General features: G+C 55.0%; 16 protein-coding genes, 1 tRNA gene and 1 riboswitch. Of the genes, 10 read left to right on the top strand and 7 right to left on the bottom strand.

All coding sequences use genetic code 11. From position 1 onward, the window contains the following. Positions 1-3 precede the first annotated feature (3 nt). Both DV520_RS02285 and DV520_RS02280 read left to right on the top strand, forming a co-directional pair. Positions 4-1326 carry a 2-hydroxyacyl-CoA dehydratase gene (locus DV520_RS02285; protein ID WP_117141644.1) on the top strand — a complete coding sequence of 441 codons (1323 nt, stop codon included), beginning with the start codon at positions 4-6 and terminating at the stop codon, positions 1324-1326. Positions 1327-1423: 97 nt separating this feature from the next. Then, a complete protein-coding gene (locus DV520_RS02280) occupies positions 1424-1933 on the top strand; it encodes a GNAT family N-acetyltransferase (protein ID WP_117141643.1) in 510 nt (169 codons plus the stop codon). 13 nt (positions 1934-1946) lie between these two features. On the opposite strand, the gene DV520_RS02275 is transcribed toward DV520_RS02280, so the two are convergent. The 3 genes from DV520_RS02275 to DV520_RS12110 all read right to left on the bottom strand — a co-directional run bounded on the left by DV520_RS02275 (position 1947) and on the right by DV520_RS12110 (position 4194). Then, positions 1947-2582, bottom strand: coding sequence for an IS3 family transposase (locus tag DV520_RS02275; RefSeq protein WP_205727596.1), 636 nt, complete (start codon positions 2580-2582; stop codon positions 1947-1949). 20 nt (positions 2583-2602) lie between these two features. Further along, positions 2603-2899 (bottom strand): transposase, encoded by a 297-nt coding sequence (locus DV520_RS02270; protein WP_117141642.1) that lies wholly within the window; start codon positions 2897-2899, stop codon positions 2603-2605. Positions 2900-3024: 125 nt separating this feature from the next. After that, on the bottom strand, positions 3025-4194 hold the full coding sequence (locus tag DV520_RS12110; RefSeq protein ID WP_133308822.1) for a hypothetical protein: 1170 nt from the start codon (positions 4192-4194) through the stop codon (positions 3025-3027). A gap of 172 nt (positions 4195-4366) precedes the next feature. Between DV520_RS12110 and DV520_RS12105 the strand changes: the two genes are divergently transcribed. The 4 genes from DV520_RS12105 to DV520_RS02255 all read left to right on the top strand — a co-directional run bounded on the left by DV520_RS12105 (position 4367) and on the right by DV520_RS02255 (position 10027). Beyond that, positions 4367-4969 (top strand): hypothetical protein, encoded by a 603-nt coding sequence (locus DV520_RS12105; protein WP_133308821.1) that lies wholly within the window; start codon positions 4367-4369, stop codon positions 4967-4969. A gap of 235 nt (positions 4970-5204) precedes the next feature. Next, a complete protein-coding gene (locus DV520_RS02265; protein WP_242984630.1) occupies positions 5205-7589 on the top strand; it encodes a phosphoketolase family protein in 2385 nt (794 codons plus the stop codon). A 246-nt stretch (positions 7590-7835) separates the two neighbouring features. Then, positions 7836-7931: riboswitch (glycine riboswitch) on the top strand. 118 nt (positions 7932-8049) lie between these two features. Next, entirely contained in the window at positions 8050-9444 is a 1395-nt protein-coding gene (locus tag DV520_RS02260; RefSeq protein WP_021919587.1) for an alanine/glycine:cation symporter family protein, read from the top strand. A gap of 247 nt (positions 9445-9691) precedes the next feature. Then, positions 9692-10027 carry a winged helix-turn-helix transcriptional regulator gene (locus DV520_RS02255; RefSeq protein WP_021919586.1) on the top strand — a complete coding sequence of 112 codons (336 nt, stop codon included), beginning with the start codon at positions 9692-9694 and terminating at the stop codon, positions 10025-10027. Positions 10028-10044: 17 nt separating this feature from the next. On the opposite strand, the gene DV520_RS02250 is transcribed toward DV520_RS02255, so the two are convergent. Further along, positions 10045-10362, bottom strand: a complete 318-nt coding sequence (locus DV520_RS02250; protein WP_117141640.1) for a DMT family transporter — start codon at positions 10360-10362, stop codon at positions 10045-10047. Positions 10363-10586: 224 nt separating this feature from the next. Here DV520_RS02250 and DV520_RS02245 point away from each other — a divergent pair, with 224 nt between their 5' ends. Further along, positions 10587-11939: an MATE family efflux transporter gene (locus DV520_RS02245; RefSeq protein WP_021919584.1), complete on the top strand. Its 1353-nt coding sequence runs from the start codon at positions 10587-10589 to the stop codon at positions 11937-11939. A gap of 134 nt (positions 11940-12073) precedes the next feature. Further along, positions 12074-12868: a zinc transporter ZupT gene (zupT, locus tag DV520_RS02240; protein WP_117141638.1), complete on the top strand. Its 795-nt coding sequence runs from the start codon at positions 12074-12076 to the stop codon at positions 12866-12868. A 146-nt stretch (positions 12869-13014) separates the two neighbouring features. Here the strand turns inward: zupT and DV520_RS02235 are convergent, their stop codons facing one another. Then, the gene (locus DV520_RS02235) at positions 13015-13200 is read right to left on the bottom strand and encodes a hypothetical protein (RefSeq protein ID WP_021919582.1); all 186 of its coding nucleotides are present in this window, start codon (positions 13198-13200) and stop codon (positions 13015-13017) included. 182 nt (positions 13201-13382) lie between these two features. On the opposite strand from DV520_RS02235, the gene DV520_RS12745 reads away from it, so the two are divergent. Both DV520_RS12745 and DV520_RS02230 read left to right on the top strand, forming a co-directional pair. Beyond that, positions 13383-13526 (top strand): DUF6378 domain-containing protein, encoded by a 144-nt coding sequence (locus DV520_RS12745; protein WP_412246334.1) that lies wholly within the window; start codon positions 13383-13385, stop codon positions 13524-13526. 56 nt (positions 13527-13582) lie between these two features. Next, positions 13583-14230 (top strand): pentapeptide repeat-containing protein, encoded by a 648-nt coding sequence (locus DV520_RS02230; protein ID WP_117141637.1) that lies wholly within the window; start codon positions 13583-13585, stop codon positions 14228-14230. Positions 14231-14447: 217 nt separating this feature from the next. Here DV520_RS02230 and DV520_RS02225 read toward each other — a convergent pair. Next, a tRNA-Gln gene (locus DV520_RS02225) sits at positions 14448-14521 on the bottom strand. 164 nt (positions 14522-14685) lie between these two features. Continuing rightward, complete coding sequence (locus DV520_RS02220) at positions 14686-16932, bottom strand: S-layer homology domain-containing protein (protein WP_117141636.1); 2247 nt, start codon at positions 16930-16932, stop codon at positions 14686-14688. Between the last annotated feature and the right edge of the window lie 33 nt (positions 16933-16965).

Genomic DNA, 16965 nt, shown 5'->3' with positions numbered 1-16965 from the left:
CCCATGGCAAAATTGGAATACGACGAGACTGGCCGCCTGCTGTTTACCCAGGAGATGCGCAAGGAGTACACCATCCTCATCCCCCAGATGCTGCCAGTACACTTTGGCTTCTTCGCCAAGCTCCTGGAACGCACCGGCTACCACGTGGCCATTCTCAACAACGACGGCCGGTCCGTGGTGGACAGCGGCTTAAAATACGTACACAACGACGCCTGCTATCCCGCACTGCTGGTCATCGGCCAGATGATCGACGCCATTCAGAACGGAGGCTATGACCCCCATAAAGTGGCCCTGCTCATCACCCAGACCGGCGGGGGCTGCCGGGCCTCCAACTACATCCACATGCTCCGCAAGGCCCTGGAAAAGGCGGGGCTGGACTATATCCCCGTCCTCTCCCTCTCCTTTGGCCTGGAGAAGAACCCCGGCTTTCACTGGACCGTGGGGCTCATCCGCCGGCTGATCTACGGCATGATGTACGGGGACCTCATCATGAACGTGGCCAACCAGGTGCGGCCCTATGAGGTCAGCGCCGGGGACACCACCGCCAAGGTGGAATTCTGGACCAGCGAGCTGCTCAACCGCTTCGACCGGGGAGAGGGTATGTCCCGGAAAAAGATGCGGGGCATCTTTGAGGAGATCTGCGCGGATTTCAAGTCCATTCCCGTGACCGGCGAGGAGAAGGTCCGGGTGGGCGTGGTGGGGGAAATCTACATCAAGTTCTCCTCCCTGGGCAACAACCAGCTGGAGCAGTTTCTCCTGGACGAAGGGGCTGAACCGGTGGTCCCCGGTCTGACAGACTTTCTGATCTTCAAGATTTACAACCGGGTCTCCGACGTGGAGATGTTTGGCGGCAGCCGGGCCAAGCAGGCCCTGTGCAAATTCTTCATGGGATATGTGGAGAAATGCCAGCTGGACATGATCGGCGCCCTGAAAAACTCCGGCTTCCGGGCCCCCGGCACCTTTGCTGAGCTCCATCAGTTGATTTACGGCTACCTCAACGACGGGTGCAAAATGGGCGAGGGGTGGCTCCTCACCGCCGAGATGCTGGAGCTCATCCACTCCGGCACCCCCAACATCGTCTGTGCCCAGCCCTTCGGCTGCCTGCCCAACCACATTGTGGGCAAGGGCATGATCCGGGTCCTGAAAGACGACTACCCTGACTCCAACATTGTCGCCGTGGATTACGACCCCGGCGCCACCAAGATCAACCAGGAAAACCGCATCAAGCTCATGCTGGCCAACGCCAAGCGGCGGGCGGCGGAGGAGAAAAAGGCGGGCCAGTCGGCCGCCGTCCTCTCATCATCCACCCATGTGGTGCACAACTGAAACAGGACAGAGGCGGTCAATCCTTGGGATTGGCCGCCTTTTTCCATCACAGCCCTTCGCTGTCCCCCCTGCAGAACGGAAAAGAGGGAATACAAAAATGATTCTTAGACAAGAACTTCCAAAGGACTATGAGACGGTCCATCACCTTATTGCGGACTCCTTCGCGACAGCGGAGCACTCTGACGGAAATGAGGCAGATTTAGTCGCCGCTTTAAGAACGGGGCCTTCCTTTGTTCCCGCCTTGTCCCGTGTCGCCGAGGTTCAGGGCGAGATCGTAGGCCATATTTTATTGACAAAAGCCCATGTGGGCAGCACCACGGTGCTTGCCCTGGCCCCGCTGTCCGTCAAACCCCAATTCCAGCGGCAGGGCATTGGAAGGGCCCTCATCCTGGACGGGCATGCCGTCGCCAAGCGCCTGGGCTTTTCGTATGTACTGGTCCTGGGAAGCCGGGCTTATTATACAAGGTTCGGATACGCCCCAGCGGCGCGGTTTCACATCGAAGCCCCCAAGGGGGTCCCTTCCGACCATCTCATGGCAATCTGCTTGTGGGAAAACCCAGGTCCCATTCACGGAACCCTGATCTACGGGAAAGAATTTAGCCTGTAACATCTATTAGAACCTACGCCTCCTCCTCAAAAGAACCAGCTACCCATGACCAGTGTAATTGGGAGGTGTACTGGAACCCTTGGTCGCTGTGGAGGTGGAGTTCTGCAGCGACCCTCTTTTTCTCCTTAAGCATTGCCTGGCGGATGGTATCCAGCACCAGGTGCACCGTCTGCTGTGTTGCGGTCTTATAAGCCACAATGCTGTTGTCATAAAGATCCCGGACCATGGACAGATATAATACGCCCTGTTTGGTTTGAATATAGGAAATATCAGTCACCCATTTGTGGTTCGGTGCCTCAGCGTGAAAATTCCGGTTGAGAAGATTCTGGTATTTGTGCAGCTGCTGGCCCATCTGCTGCCACTTCCTGCGGCGGCGAATTTCAGCCAGCAAGCCATATTTCTTCATGACATGGAGGATGGTTTTCGGATTGTGGTGGATCCCCACATTTCGTTCCAGCCATTGCCACATCCGTCGGTAGCCGTAGGTATGAAAGCATTTGACTTGTTGCTGCCGGATTGTCTGGGCAAGGGAAGCATTCTTTTCAGGATGCTTCATCCGCTTTACAAAGCTGTAATAGCCGCTTCTGGACACTGCAAAGAATTGGCACATGACGAGTACTGGATACTGTTCTCGATGACGGTAAATCACCGCGTACTTTGCCTTCGCGCTCACTTCCTTTCTGTGGATCGCAGAAAATCCCGCAGCAATTCGTTCTCCATCTTCAGACGTTTATTTTCCTTTTCATAATCCTCTATTGTCTTTATTTTGCCCGGTCGGCCTTTGCGTAAAGGTGCCGCCTGCCTCAGCTTTGTCTCGGGCCTGAGGCCGCACCAGCTCTGTACCGTATAACCGCTGATTCCATATCTGCGGCTGATTTCTCTTTGACTTTGGCCTGCCTGAACTTCTTTGCGTACCTGTTCTTTTATTTCTTCACTATACCGAATCATTCCTTTTTTGCCTGACATAACAATTCCCCCTGATGTAGTACTTTTATTTTCCTACATCAGGGGGCTTTTTGTCTATTGTACGTTTTTTATGGAGCAGTCCACCCCGGGCAGGGGGCTTTTTGGTTCTTATGATAACAGAGTTGTTAACTTAAATTGCCAATGGTAATGACATACATATTTTCGCTTGACAAAATATCTGCACAAAGATATCTTCCTGTTTTTTCAAACCCGTCGGCAATCTTGACAAAGATTTTAGCACTTCCCGTTTTTTCGCTTACTAATTGAGTATAAGCATACGCAGCTACAGCATGTGTACCATAATAAGAGTGCCCTGTTACTGTTAAATAGATCGGTTTATATGCATTTATTGCATTAACGATTGTCCCACTATATGCAACGTTTTTTTTGACACTCGTCGAAATCCCATATTTTTGGAAAGAATCCTTTATGTAAGTTGCTGTTGTTGCATGTGGTGTTCCTTTGCTTGTATAATATCCTTTTGACTTTCCATAGTCCGCAACTGTTTTAAATATAGCCTTGCCGGATGTGGAAGTTACCTTTGAATGATTTCGATATTTTCCAACCATCCTGATTAAATTTGTAATCGCTGTCGGACCACAGTGACTTGAATATGTAGTTCCATTGACTGTTTTAAAATCGGATGTCCTCCAAAATTCGCAGTAATCCTCGAAAGAGTTCTTCCAGGATTTAGCATAGAATGGACCCCCATAATATTTATTAGCCCAAGCGATAGGATCCTTAATAGGATATTCATAATCTCTAAAAGAAGCGGGCAGATACTTTTCACTTCTTATACTTTCTAAGGGGGTTTCTATTTGATTCTTTTGAAGAGTTTTTCCATTCACTGCAAAGAATGTCCCATCTACAGACTCCTTAAAGTAGTTTAATCCTCCTGTATATATAATCTTTTCACCAACACTCAGGTTAAAAGGCTCATATACTGGCGTAGCAGTATCCGAAAACTCAAGTATCACATTCTCAACATCCGGATAAGCCGATACTACAATATACCCACTCTCTACCCCACTTGTCGCTAACTCAAACGAATAAGCCGAAATTTCTTCCTCCAGATTGTACATTATCACACTGTTAACAATTGCAGTGTTAGTGTCCCAGCAACATCCTGCTTCATCTTGATAGTCTCTCAGAAAATACGATGCAATAATCTGTGCCACTTCCTCTGTAATCATCGGTGCCTCTGATTGAATCTCTCGCTCCGCTGCATAAGCATTTATTCCTAAAATGCTTATCATCATAGCACACGCAACAATACATGATAATAGTTTCTTCATAAGTTCTCCTCACTTTTCACTCTGATACTCTGCTCTTTGAGATTTTTCTCATATTTTGTATATAATCATACTTTTCTTTATATGTCAATATTTTTAAGTAGTTGTTTTTTTAAAATTCTATGTTATTATTATGTTATACAATATAAAACACTATCATTATAGGAGGTTTTTTATGATGTATTGGTTGAAGCTTGTTTTCTTCTTCCTCCTATGCCTTCCACTTTGCGCTTGCACCTGCACGCCACCAAATCCTGGCATTGACAGTGATGAAGGATATTTTTCTGGGACGCTCCTTTCCCTTACTCCTGAACAAGCTGTAGTACAATTGGATACAACAGATTCCACAATAGAACCCACGTTGATCCAGTCTTATTCTGAAATTCAGTTTTTTCCTCATCTGGATGGAGAATTCTCACCTCTAACCCCCAAAGTTGGTGATCGCATCTCCGGTTCCTATCCTATGTCCCATCCCATCAAACAAATAACAGATACTCGAGTAGAAATCGACATCTATAACTGGGAACTGGATGATCAAAGATTAACAGGCACCGTACTTCGCATAGAAGACAATTGGGTGGTTCTGACCCCCGCAGAATCCGATCCCCTTCGCAAAAAAACGGATGAGGTTTGGCTTTCCCGCACAGAGTTGCTCTCTGCAAAGTCAGGAAATGAGGTTCGTCTTTCTCTTGGGGATCAGGTAGAAGTCTTTTACGTGCGCGAGTTATCTACTTTCTTTCCCCCTCAAGTTACTGTAATAGACTGGGGAATCTTGTGATCACAACTTCTCTTTGTCCATTAACACTACAGCTGTCTAAAACAGGCTGTAACGTTTTTGTTGTGCTCCTCTTTTCCTTTCACTGGAACCCATTTTTATTTTTACCATGGGGACTTTATTGTTGATTCTTCCCCAAAAACGTTTATAATAAAGGGTAGACTACGAAAAGGAGGTTTTTTCTATGCCGAGAAAACCGAAGGGACTCAACAAACCCATCGCAAAAACGGCTGCCCGGATGTCTCGGAAAGCCGCCCTGACCCCGGCCCAGCTGGAAAAGCTGGACGCCTACTGGCGGGCTTCCAACTATCTGTCCGCCTGCCAGCTGTACCTTCTGGACAACCCCCTGCTGAAGCAGCCCCTCGAGCCTGCTCATATCAAGAAAAAGATCGTCGGCCACTGGGGCACCGTCCCCGGTCAGAACTTCATCTATACACACCTGAACCGGATCATCAACAAGTACGACCTGGACATGATCTACCTCTCCGGCCCCGGCCACGGCGGCAACGCCATGGTGGCCCAGACCTATCTGGAGGGAAGTTACAGCGAAATCTATCCCAACATCAGCCAGGATTTGGAGGGAATGCAAAAACTCTTCAAGCAGTTCTCCTTCCCCGGCGGTATCCCCAGCCATGTAGCCCCGGAGACACCGGGCTCCATCCACGAGGGCGGAGAGCTTGGGTACTCCCTGTCCCACGCCTTCGGTGCGGTGCTGGACAACCCCGACCTCATCGCCGCCTGCGTAGTGGGGGACGGTGAGGCAGAGACCGGTCCCCTGGCCACCGCCTGGCACGGGAACAAATTCCTCAATCCCATCGGGGACGGCGCGGTGCTCCCCATCCTCCATCTGAACGGGTTTAAGATCCACAATCCCACCATTCTCTCCCGCATCTCCCACGGGGAGCTGGAGAGCTTCTTCCGGGGCTGCGGCTGGGAGCCCCGCTTTGTGGAGGGGGATGATCCCAAGACCATGCACCAGACCATGGCCGCCGCCCTGGACTGGGCCATCCGGGAGATCAAACGCATCCAGGCCAACGCCCGGACCACCGGGGACGACAGCCGCCCCACCTGGCCCATGATCGTCCTGCGCTCCCCCAAGGGCTGGACCGGCCCCAAAGAGGTGGACGGCGCCACCATCGAGGGCTCCTTCCGGGCCCACCAGGTGCCCATCGACATGTCCCAGCCCCACCACCTCCAGCTGCTGGAGAGCTGGCTGAGAAGCTACAAGCCCGAGGAGCTCTTCACCGACGAAGGCAAGCTGCGGCCGGAGCTGCAGGCCCTGGCCCCCAAGGGGGACCGCCGGATGGGGGCCAACCCCCACGCCAACGGCGGCAAGCTCCTCCGGGAGCTTAAGCGCCCCGACTTCCGGGCATACGGCATTGATGTCCCCTCCCCCGGCAGTGTGGAGGCCCAGGACATGCTGGTCTTAGGGTCCTTTGTCCGGGATGTGATCCGGGACAACGCAGACGCCAAAAACTTCCGGGTCTTTGGCCCTGACGAGAGCAAATCCAACCGTCTGACCCCCATGTTTGAGACGACCAGCCGGGTCTGGAACGCCGACCTGGCAGAGGGCGACGAGTACCTGGGACACAGCGGCCGGGTGATGGACTCCATGCTCTCCGAGCACATGTGCGAGGGCTGGCTGGAGGGCTATCTGCTCACCGGACGCCACGGCTTTTTCAACAGCTATGAGGCCTTCATCCGGATTGTGGACTCCATGTTTTCCCAGCACGCCAAGTGGCTGAAAACCTGCAACGAGCTGCCCTGGCGGCAGGACATCGCCTCCTTGAACTATATCCTCTCCTCCAACGTCTGGCAGCAGGATCACAACGGCTTCACCCACCAGGACCCCGGCTTCCTGGATCATGTGGCCAACAAGAAGGCCGATGTGGTGCGGATGTATCTGCCCCCGGACGCCAACTGCCTGCTCTCCTGCTTCAACCACTGCATTGCCAGCCGGAACTATGTGAATGTGCTGGTCACCTCCAAGCATCCCCGCCCTCAATGGCTGACCATGGAGCAGGCGGTGAAGCACTGCACCCAGGGCATCGGCATCTGGCAGTGGGCCTCCAATGACCAGGGGCAGGAACCTGACGTGGTACTGGCCTGCTGTGGTGACACCCCCACGCTGGAGACCCTGGCCACGGTCACCATCCTCCGCCACCATTTCCCCGATCTGAAGGTTCGGGTCATCAACGTGGTGGACCTGATGCGCCTCCAGTCCAACACCCAGCACCCCCACGGCCTGTCCGACTCCCAGTATGACATGCTCTTTACCCAGGACAAGCCCATCCTCTTCACCTTCCACGGCTACCCCTCTCTGATCCATGAGCTCACCTACCGCCGGAAGAACAAGAATCTCCACGTCCGGGGCTATATCGAAGAGGGTACCATCACCACCCCCTTCGACATGCGGGTGCTCAACAACCTGGACCGTTTCCACCTGACCATGGATGTCATCCATCTGCTGCCGGAGAAGCTGGGCACCCGGGGCGCTTTCCTCATCCAGCAGTTGCAGGACAAGCTGGTGGAGCACAAGCAGTATATTGCCGAACACGGACAGGACCTGCCGGAGATCAGGGACTGGAAGTGGAACAACGGAAACGGCAACTACGACGCATAATTTCCTTCCTTTTTTTGCAAGAAAACCAGCAGCCCGCCCGTCAGAATCCCTCTGACAGGCGGGCTTTTTCCTTTAATTTCTCTATTTTGCATAGTAATCCTTCATTTTTTAGACAAGGATTTTGTAACCCCCTTGGGTTGCAATTTTTCTTGCGCCATGCTATCCTAAAAAGCGCAGTGCTGTACAACCGCATATCGCCCGATGAGACCTTGAGAATCCTTTCCCCAGGGAAAGGAGACTGAAGGAGGAGGGATCTCTGGAGAATCTCAATATTTTGAGTACCGAAGGTGCAAGGCTTCCCAGGAAGCCGAATCTCTCAGGTAAAAGGACAGAGCCGAGCATCCCCTCTGCGGAGGTCGTCTGTCCGCCGGAAGAAGGATTCGGACTGTCTTTTCTTCAGAGCCGCTGGGCCTTTGGACCGGCAGGCTCTTTTCATTTCAAGTCTTGAGGAGGCAGTCCCATGGAAACACTGCTGCACATTGTGCAAACCATTAACTTTTACCTTTCCGACTACATCCTGGTGGTCCTTCTGGTGGGGACGGGGGTCTTTTTCTCCCTTCGCACCCGCTTTGTCCAGGTCCGCTGCTTTGGGGAGGGCATGCGCCGGGTTTTCGGCGGCTTCTCCATGCGCGGGGGCCGGCAGAAGGGCGGCCTGAGTTCCTTTCAGGCCCTGACCACCGCCATTGCCGCCCAGGTGGGCACAGGCAATATCATCGGCTCCTGCAGCGCCATCCTGGTGGGGGGGCCCGGTGCCATCTTCTGGATGTGGATCATCGCTTTTTTCGGGATGTCCACCATTTACGCCGAGGCCGTTCTGGCCCAGGAGACTCGGGTGGTCCATGCGGACGGCACCGTCTCCGGCGGCCCTGTTTACTACATTAAGCGGGCTTTTCAGAACAAGTTCGGCACTTTCCTGGCGGGGTTCTTTGCGGTGGCCATCACCTTGGCCCTGGGCTTTATCGGCTGTATGGTTCAGTCCAACTCCATCGGTCAGACCTGCGGCAACGCTTTCGGCATCCCCCCTTGGATCATAGGCGCCGTGGTGGCCGTGGCCTCTGCCTTTGTCTTTCTGGGCGGGGTGCAGCGGGTGGCCTCTGTGACGGAGAAGCTGGTGCCCATCATGGCGGTGCTCTACCTCCTTGGGGGGCTGGTTCTTCTGCTTCTGCGGCTGCCCTACCTGCCGGAGACCTTCGGCATGATCTTCAAGTACGCCTTTTTCCCCAACGCCATTCTGGGCGGCGGCTTGGGGTACGCCTTAAAGACCGCCATCAGCCAGGGCGTCAAGCGGGGGCTGTTTTCCAACGAGGCCGGTATGGGCTCCACCCCCCATGCCCACGCCATGGCCAAGGTCAAAACCCCGCATGAGCAGGGTGTGGTCGCCATGATCGGGGTATTCATCGACACCTTCCTGGTTCTTACCATGACCGCGTTGGTGGTCATCTCCACCCTGTATGCCGGCAACGGCCCCTTGGCCGGCGGGGCGGCAGAGGGCATTGACCAATCCAACATGGCGCAGCTGGCCTTTTCCAGCGTCTTTGGGGAAGGGCTTGGCAGTATTTTCGTCGCTGTGTGCCTCCTTTTCTTCGCGTTTTCCACCATCCTCAGCTGGAACTTCTTTGGCAAGCTCAACGTGGCCTATCTCTTCGGCAAGCGAGCCACTGCCGTCTACTCGGTGCTTGGGGTGGTGTTCATCTTCTTGGGCTCGTGTCTGTCCAATGACCTGGTGTGGTCCCTGTCCGACCTGTTTAATCAGCTCATGGTCCTTCCCAACGCCCTGGCTCTGCTGGCTCTGTCCTCCCTGGTGGTGAAAGCCGCCCGGCGGCGGACCACGAAAACGCCAGCCTCTCACCATTGATTCCATATTTTTTCTTTCTTTTCGCCGCCCCCTGTCTGGGAGAGACCCTCCCGGACAGGGGGCGGCACCCTTTTGACAACGCAATTCCATTCAGCTGTGTACCCCCCATCCTACCTAATCCCTTGCCGGGCGCTTGCATTCCCCCCGCGCTTCCTTTATAATAAGGAAGCAGCTATCTTTTCTATTGTAAGTGTAATATTTTTCTGTACTTTCCAAAAAGATACCATGAAAGCAAGGAGGATCTGGTATGCAAAGCCCTGCTCTGTCAGCCGCGTGCCCAGCCTGTCCGGTGGAAACCACCTTGACCCTGATCAGCGACAAATGGAAGGTTCTGATCCTGCGAGACCTGATGCCGGGCACCAAACGCTTTGGGGAGCTGAAAAAGTCCATCGGCACCGTCACCCAGAAGGTCCTCACCGCCCAGCTGCGGCAGATGGAGGCCAGCGGACTGCTCACCCGCACCGTCTACGCGGAGGTTCCCCCCCGCGTGGAGTACACCCTCACCGACCTGGGGCGCAGCCTCCGGCCTGTTCTGGACGCCATGGAAGCCTGGGGAAAAGCCTACCAAGAAAATGCCCGCTGATGCGGGCGTTTTCTCTCTCAATGGGCCGTTGCTTTCAGACCAATGATGCCGACGAGCAGCAGGGCCGCGAAAAACATCCGGGCCGCGGTGGCTGGCTCTTTGAAGATCACAATTCCCAGCACCACCGCACCCAGGGCGCCAATTCCTGTCCAGACGGCGTACGCTGTCCCCATGGGCAAGGTCTTCACCGCCTGGGCCAAGAGCCAGACGCTGGCAGCCATAGCCGCCACAGTCAGAACGGAATATCCAACCCTGGTAAAACCATCCGACAGCTTCATCGCAGTCACCCAGACCATCTCCAGGCATCCGGCCGCCAACAGGCAAATCCACGCCATCACGCCTTCCTCCTTTTCCCATCAATAAAAAATGCGTTTCTTTCTGTACCTTCTACGGCCTAATGGTACAGAAACAAACGCAGCACCCGCCCGGCGGCGAGTGATCGAGGGCAGTGTATCACAGATTTCCTGTCTCGTCAAGGGCGTGTAATCCAGGGTGTCAGCTCCACATGTTTTGTGTTATAATAGATGTTATCGCATTTGACCACATCGGAGGGATTCCATTGCAGCTACAACATTCGCAAGGCGCCAATCTGGGCCAGGACAAAATCAGCCGCCTTCTCTTCCAGCTGGCCCTGCCGGCCATTCTGGCCCAGCTCATCAACCTGCTCTACAATATGGTGGACCGGATGTACATCGGCCACATTCCCGATGTCGGCCCCAACGCGCTGACCGGCGTGGGGGTGACCCTGCCGCTGATCATGTGCATTTCCGCCTTTGCTGCCCTGGTGAGCATGGGGGGCGCGCCCCGTGCCTCCATCATGATGGGCAAGGGAGAGCCCCAGCAGGCCGAGCGCATTCTGGGCAACTGCGCCTCCATGCTGGTGATCACCGCCCTGGTTCTCACAGTGGTGATCCAGTGTTTCGGCCAGGACATTCTGATGATTTTCGGCGCCAGCAGCAACACCATCTCCTACGCCTGGGACTACATGAAAATATACTCCCTGGGTACCCTGTTCGTCCAGCTTGCTCTGGGTCTCAACGCTTTCATCAACGCCCAGGGCTTTGCCAGAACCGGAATGCTCACCGTGACCATCGGCGCAGCCTGCAACATTATTCTGGACCCTATTTTCATCTTCGCCCTGGGAATGGGCGTGCAGGGCGCCGCCCTGGCCACCATTCTCTCCCAGGGGATTTCCTGCGCCTGGATTCTCCGCTTCCTCACCGGGAAAACAACCACACTGCGGCTGCAGCTCCGGTACGCCCGTCTGCGGGGCTCGGTCATCCTCCCCTGCATCGCCTTGGGCATCGCTCCCTTTATCATGCAGTTTACCGAGAGCATCCTGAACATCTGCTTTAACACCAGCCTGCTCCGCTATGGAGGAGACATCGCCGTGGGGGCCATGACCATCCTGGCCAGTGTCATGCAATTCTGCATGCTTCCGCTTCAGGGGCTTACCCAGGGGGCCCAGCCCATCATCGGCTTTAACTTCGGGGCCAACCAGCGGGACCGGGTCAAGGAGGCCTTTCGTCTGCTGTTGGCCTGCTGTATGGTCTTTGCCGGGCTCATCTGGTTTTTGTCCATGTTTGTCCCCCAGCTGTTCATCTCCATCTTTACCAGTGACCCGCAGTTGGCGGACTTTACCCGCTGGGCCATCCGAATCTACATGGCGGTCTCTCTGCTCCATGGCATTCAGATCTCCTGCCAGCAGACCTTCATCGCCTTGGGCAACGCCAAAACCTCTGTCTTTCTGGCCCTCCTGCGCAAGGTGATCCTGCTGATCCCCCTGATCTACATTCTCCCATATTTCCTGGCCGACAAGGTGTTTGCCGTGTTTTTGGCCGAACCTGTGGCCGATTTCATCGCCGTCAGCACCACAGCCACCCTCTTCTACCGACAGTACAAAAAGCTATAAAAACCTCCTCAAGCCGTCCGCCTCAGACCGCAGCGTCCCGGGGCGGGCGGTTTTTCCTTTGACAAACGGCACAAGACGTGGTATCGTATTTTAAGTTAGCAAACGCTAACTTAAATCATCAAAGGAGGTATCCTATGGATCACGCGGTTCTCCACGCTTTTTTTCTCACCCTCCTGGCCGGGCTGAGCACTGGGATTGGAAGCTGCATCGCATTTTTGACCCACCATACCAACAAAAAATTCTTGTCCGTCAGCCTGGGCTTTTCCGCTGGCGTCATGATTTATGTCTCCATGATCGAGATTTTTTCCCAGGCCCAGGATGCGCTCCAGGCGGAACTGGGGGAGAAATGGGGCAGCTGGAGCACGGTCATCGCCTTTTTCGGCGGGATGCTCCTGATCGCTCTCATTGACAAGTGCATTCCCTCCGAGGAAAATCCCCATGAGGTCAAGTCTTTGGAAGCGGACACCGGCCACACAACCAAGCTGATGCGCATGGGGGTGATGACCGCCCTGGCCATCGCCATCCATAACTTTCCCGAGGGACTGGCCACCTTTGTCTCCGCCCTGCAGGACCCCAGCATCGCCATCCCCATTGTGGTGGCCATCGCCATTCACAACATTCCAGAGGGCATCGCGGTCTCGGTTCCCATTTATCACGCCACAGGCTCCAAGGGCAAGGCCTTTCGGTACTCCTTCCTCTCCGGCCTGGCCGAGCCTGTGGGCGCCCTCATTGGGTGGCTGCTCCTCATGCCCATTATGAGCGATCTGGTCTTCGGCATTCTCTTTGCCGGCGTGGCGGGCATTATGGTGTTTATCTCTCTGGATGAGCTGCTCCCCTCGGCACGGGAGTACGGGGAGCATCATCTCTCCATTTACGGCCTGATCTGCGGCATGGCCGTCATGGCGATCAGCCTGCTCTTATTTTTATAAATCCCCATCGGCTTACCGCTCCAAATGACAAGACCAAAAAGCTTGCAAAAAAATCACAGAGCTGGTGGCAGCCAGCTCTGTGACAATCAAAGAAGCCATAGACGCCAGCCGTTTGTCCACAGAGTTTTTTGATGAAATGAAGATTGTCAACGGTTGAGATGTTCTTCTATCCAGAAGAGAACAACCTCACGAAGTAATTTTACTTCCTCCGAAACAGCCTTGGACGCAATATCGGCCGACTCGGGAGGCAAATTCTTTTTCAGGGAATTTTCTGTCCGGGTATTAAACACATCGAAAAAATGGTTGAGATCGTCCATAAGAGAAAAATCCATGTTTGCACCTCCCTTCTCCTGTGATTCTATCACGGACAGAAGGAGGGGGCAAGAGAGGAATTTAGTTAGAAAGGAGGTTCCCCCATCGGAAGAGGACCATAGAAGTCCCGAAAACAATTTTTATTTGATTGCAGAATTCTGGTATACTTACCTCAGTACGAAGTGTGTTGCCTCTGGGGGCCATGTGCAAGTTAGAGCCGGAGGACGTGGCTGCCATAGTGACCTTGCTCAAGATTGTCCGGGCATCTGGAAACCCAGAACACATTGATAACGGGATGGATGGTGCAGGGTGTCTGGCCTGCGGCGGGGAGGTCAGCACGCATTAAAATTAACGCTTGCGCCAGTCTTACCAGATGAATCGGGTCAAAAAGGAGAATCCATGATGAACAAAACTGATCTCGAAAAGATTTTGACAGAGCATACGCTTTGGTTGCACAACGAAGGGGGAAAACGAGCAGACCTCAGAGGGGCAGACCTCGGCGAGGCGGACCTTAAAGGGGCAAACCTCAGAGAGGCAGACTTCAGAGGCGCAAACCTCGGTGAGGCCGACCTTAGAGGAGCAAACCTCAGAGAAGCAGACCTCAGAGAGACAACCCTCGGATGGGCAAACCTCAGAAAGGCCAACCTTGGTTGGGCAAATCTCAGTGAGGCAGACCTCAGAGGGGCGGACCTCAGAGGCGCAAACCTGGGAGGGGCGAACCTCAGAGGGACAAACCTGGGAGGGGCCAGACTCAGCGAGGCAAATCTGGATTTTAGCGTTTTCCCTCTCTGGTGCGGGGCACTTAGTGTGCAAGCAGATGAAAGAATTGTGAGACAACTCATATACCACACCCTGAGACTGGCTCAAAACGCAAAAATGGATTGCGCTCTGAAGGCAGCTTTATTTACCAAAGAGCTCATAGCGCAAGCGAATTTGTTTCACAGGGTAGAATCTGGGGATGTTGAAAGGATAACAGATGAAAGTCTCGCCTATCATACCCGCAAGCCGGGGGCGGCGGAAGAGCCGGAGCCCCTGGAGAAAAAAGATTGAGCATCCATAAAGGAATATCTATCAGCGCAACGGATCGATCCTCCGGGAAACACTGCAAGTATTTTTTGACCATCCGGACACAGCGTTTTGTTTCACGCGGGACACGGACACCCGGTCCTCTCAATTTGAATCGGAAGTAGTTTTCTACCCATCTCTCTGTAAGTTGAATCACAAAAATAAAGAAAGCGACCTAAAACAATCTTTAGGTCGCTTTCTTTGGCAGCGGGAGAAGGATTCGAACCCTCACAAACAGAGTCAGAGTCTGTCGTGCTACCCTTACACAATCCCGCTATGGCATGTCGCGTTTTTAACTTGGGCAACTCACGCGAGCAAAATTTATTATAGCATCGTTTTTGAATTTGTCAAGGAGAATTTTTCATTTTTTGCAAAAAGTTTTTCTCCCCTGTCCCTTCGGCGCTTTGCCGGACGGGGGCCCCGTCCGGCAAAGCGCTTTCTCAAGCCAGAATTTTTTCCTGGAACCGCTGGAGCATGGCGGCCACCTGCGCTCGGGCTGCCAGTCCTCTGGGATCCAGAATGCCTTTGCCCTTGCCCTGGATCAGTTCCATCCGGTTGGCCCAGGAGAGGGCTTCCCTGGCGTAGGTATGGATCTGTCCGGCATCCACAAACTGCGTCAGGTCTCCCCGCTGAGAGACCTCACATCCTTTATACTCGGCGTAACGGTACAGGATTGCTGCCAACTGTTCCCGGGTTACCCGGTCCTGGGGACCAAAGGTAGTGGCACTATACCCATTGACAATGCCGTTCCACGCCGCCCAGGCCACCGGCGCGGCATAGTAGGCGTTGGGGTCTACATCTCCAAAGGGGGACCAGCTGGCCGCCTCGGGGCTTCCCTCCATGCGATAGAGAATGGTCACAACCATGCCCCGGGTGGTGGGTGCATTGGGCTGAAAGGTTGTGGGACCTGTGCCGTTCATCAGACCGTGCGTGTAGACATAGACCACACTGTCATAGTACCAGGCTGTCTCTGGCACGTCCGTAAAGGGGAAGGGGCCCTGTTCCGGTGTCTCCTGGACAAACTGCGCGGTCACCGTCACCGCCCCCTCCGGCATGGAAAAGGTATACACCCTCTCCGCTGTTTTTCGCAGGGAAAGGGCGCGCCCCCCGCTGGCGGCGGTCAGCTTTTCCAGCCGGAATCCCTCCGCAGGACGCACCGTGAGGGTCACCGTGGTCCCCGGCTCCGCCGCCTGGCAGTCCGTGGCCACCGCTCCGTTCACCATCGCGGCAACGGTGATGGGATAGACCGGAACCTCCCGGATGGTCAGGGTGCCTGGCACATAGGTGATGTTGGGATCATAGTTGTCCCCCGCCGGGGCGACTGCGCCGGCCGCCTGAATGGGGACCACCCCCGGCAGGGAGAGGTTGGGGGCAGCACCGTAGGAGAGGGTGGGGGCCTTGGCCAGGGTGTCCCGCCCCACCAAACCGGAGACCGTGTAATCCGCCTGGGTCAGGGCTGGAACCGGATCGCCCACAGCGGCGGTTTTGTTGTGAACCTGAATGGTCAGCTTTGCCGGGCGAATGGTCACCTCTATGGGGTCTGCCTGGATGCTTTCATAGCGGTCGTCTCCGTCTTTCTTGGCGTATACCAGCACGCTTCCCGTCTGGGTCCCTTGAAGAACCCCGTTGCTGTCTATGGTGGCCGCTCCCCGCCCGCTGCGGGGCTCCACCCAGAAGGTCACCTTTCCGGTGCCGGCCCCGCCAGTGGTTTGGAAGGAGATGCTCTGCCCGTAGGTCACCGCAGTGGGACCCTGGAGGGAAAATCCAGGCTGCCCCACCCCGCCGCCGTTCCCAGGCGGCTGGCTTTCCTTATCCACCACCGTCACAGTCAGGTAGTCAATGCCGCTGTCCCCGGAGTACTCGTCTATTCCGTCTCCGTTTTCATCCCAGCCAGTCATCGTCACCTGCAGCTTGACGGTCCCAAGTGTCTGCCCCGCTGTGAGGGTTGTCCCCTGCAAGGTACAGCCCAGGGCCTCGCCAGTCAGCTGAAACCGTGCCTCCCCCTTCCAGGCGTCCGTGAAAAGGGTTCGCAGGTCCAGGGAATGCCCCTTGGCCAATGCAGCAGACTTTTGGAAGTCCGGCAGTTGGGGGGTGATTTGTCCCGTGGTCTTTAGTACCAGGTCCGACGTCTCCAGCCTGTAATTGTCCCCATCCGGGCCACCAAAGTGCAGTCCAGACACCGTGACCGTTTTTTCCCTGCCCACGAAACAGGTGTCATAGGCCGCTGTACAGCGCACCTCCACCTGGTCCCCCGGCAGCACCTGGACGGAAACCGTTGGGGAAGCCTTCGTTGTTCCATCATATTCCTTCTGACAGCCCGCTTCGATTTGAAGCGCCTGCGCAGATACTGTTCTGGGCAGAATGGTAAACTTTGCCTCCCGGCTGCCGTGGTACGCGCCGGTCCCTGTTGCCATCACCACAGCGGTCCCAGCATCCAGATTGTCTGCATAGGACAGCCGGTAATCGACCCCCTCCCGCAAAGGCACACCGTCCAAATGAATCGAAACCTTTGGCTTCTGCTCACTCCCGTTGTACTCCACAGGCCCGGAGCGGACGTCCATCTCCGCCTCCGCCAGGGACTTTCCCTCCCGCACCGTCCCCGCGGACGCCGGCGGCACCCCCAGAGAGGAAACCAGCAAAATGACCGCCATCCCAAGGCCCACGTTCCGTCGGATTCTTTCTCGCATGGCTCCGCCCTCCTCTGGCATTTTTGGGTCAAA

The organism is Evtepia gabavorous (assembly GCF_003425665.1).
GTDB lineage: Bacteria > Bacillota > Clostridia > Oscillospirales > Oscillospiraceae > Evtepia > Evtepia gabavorous.
The sequence above is the reverse complement of the archived record's forward strand: the minus strand, read 5'-3'. Positions and strand labels throughout refer to the sequence as shown.

Bases quoted from the DNA above. Each gene is read 5' to 3' on its own strand.
- DV520_RS02285 (WP_117141644.1), top strand. From the start codon at position 4: ATGGCAAAATTGGAATACGACGAGACTGGCCGCCTGCTGTTTACCCAG.
- DV520_RS02280 (WP_117141643.1), top strand. From the start codon at position 1,424: ATGATTCTTAGACAAGAACTTCCAAAGGACTATGAGACGGTCCATCAC.
- DV520_RS02270 (WP_117141642.1), bottom strand. From the start codon at position 2,899: ATGTCAGGCAAAAAAGGAATGATTCGGTATAGTGAAGAAATAAAAGAA.
- DV520_RS12110 (WP_133308822.1), bottom strand. From the start codon at position 4,194: ATGAAGAAACTATTATCATGTATTGTTGCGTGTGCTATGATGATAAGC.
- DV520_RS12105 (WP_133308821.1), top strand. From the start codon at position 4,367: ATGATGTATTGGTTGAAGCTTGTTTTCTTCTTCCTCCTATGCCTTCCA.
- DV520_RS02265 (WP_242984630.1), top strand. From the start codon at position 5,205: ATGTCTCGGAAAGCCGCCCTGACCCCGGCCCAGCTGGAAAAGCTGGAC.
- DV520_RS02260 (WP_021919587.1), top strand. From the start codon at position 8,050: ATGGAAACACTGCTGCACATTGTGCAAACCATTAACTTTTACCTTTCC.
- DV520_RS02255 (WP_021919586.1), top strand. From the start codon at position 9,692: ATGCAAAGCCCTGCTCTGTCAGCCGCGTGCCCAGCCTGTCCGGTGGAA.
- DV520_RS02250 (WP_117141640.1), bottom strand. From the start codon at position 10,362: ATGGCGTGGATTTGCCTGTTGGCGGCCGGATGCCTGGAGATGGTCTGG.
- zupT (WP_117141638.1), top strand. From the start codon at position 12,074: ATGGATCACGCGGTTCTCCACGCTTTTTTTCTCACCCTCCTGGCCGGG.
- DV520_RS02235 (WP_021919582.1), bottom strand. From the start codon at position 13,200: ATGGATTTTTCTCTTATGGACGATCTCAACCATTTTTTCGATGTGTTT.
- DV520_RS12745 (WP_412246334.1), top strand. From the start codon at position 13,383: ATGTGCAAGTTAGAGCCGGAGGACGTGGCTGCCATAGTGACCTTGCTC.
- DV520_RS02230 (WP_117141637.1), top strand. From the start codon at position 13,583: ATGAACAAAACTGATCTCGAAAAGATTTTGACAGAGCATACGCTTTGG.
- DV520_RS02220 (WP_117141636.1), bottom strand. From the start codon at position 16,932: ATGCGAGAAAGAATCCGACGGAACGTGGGCCTTGGGATGGCGGTCATT.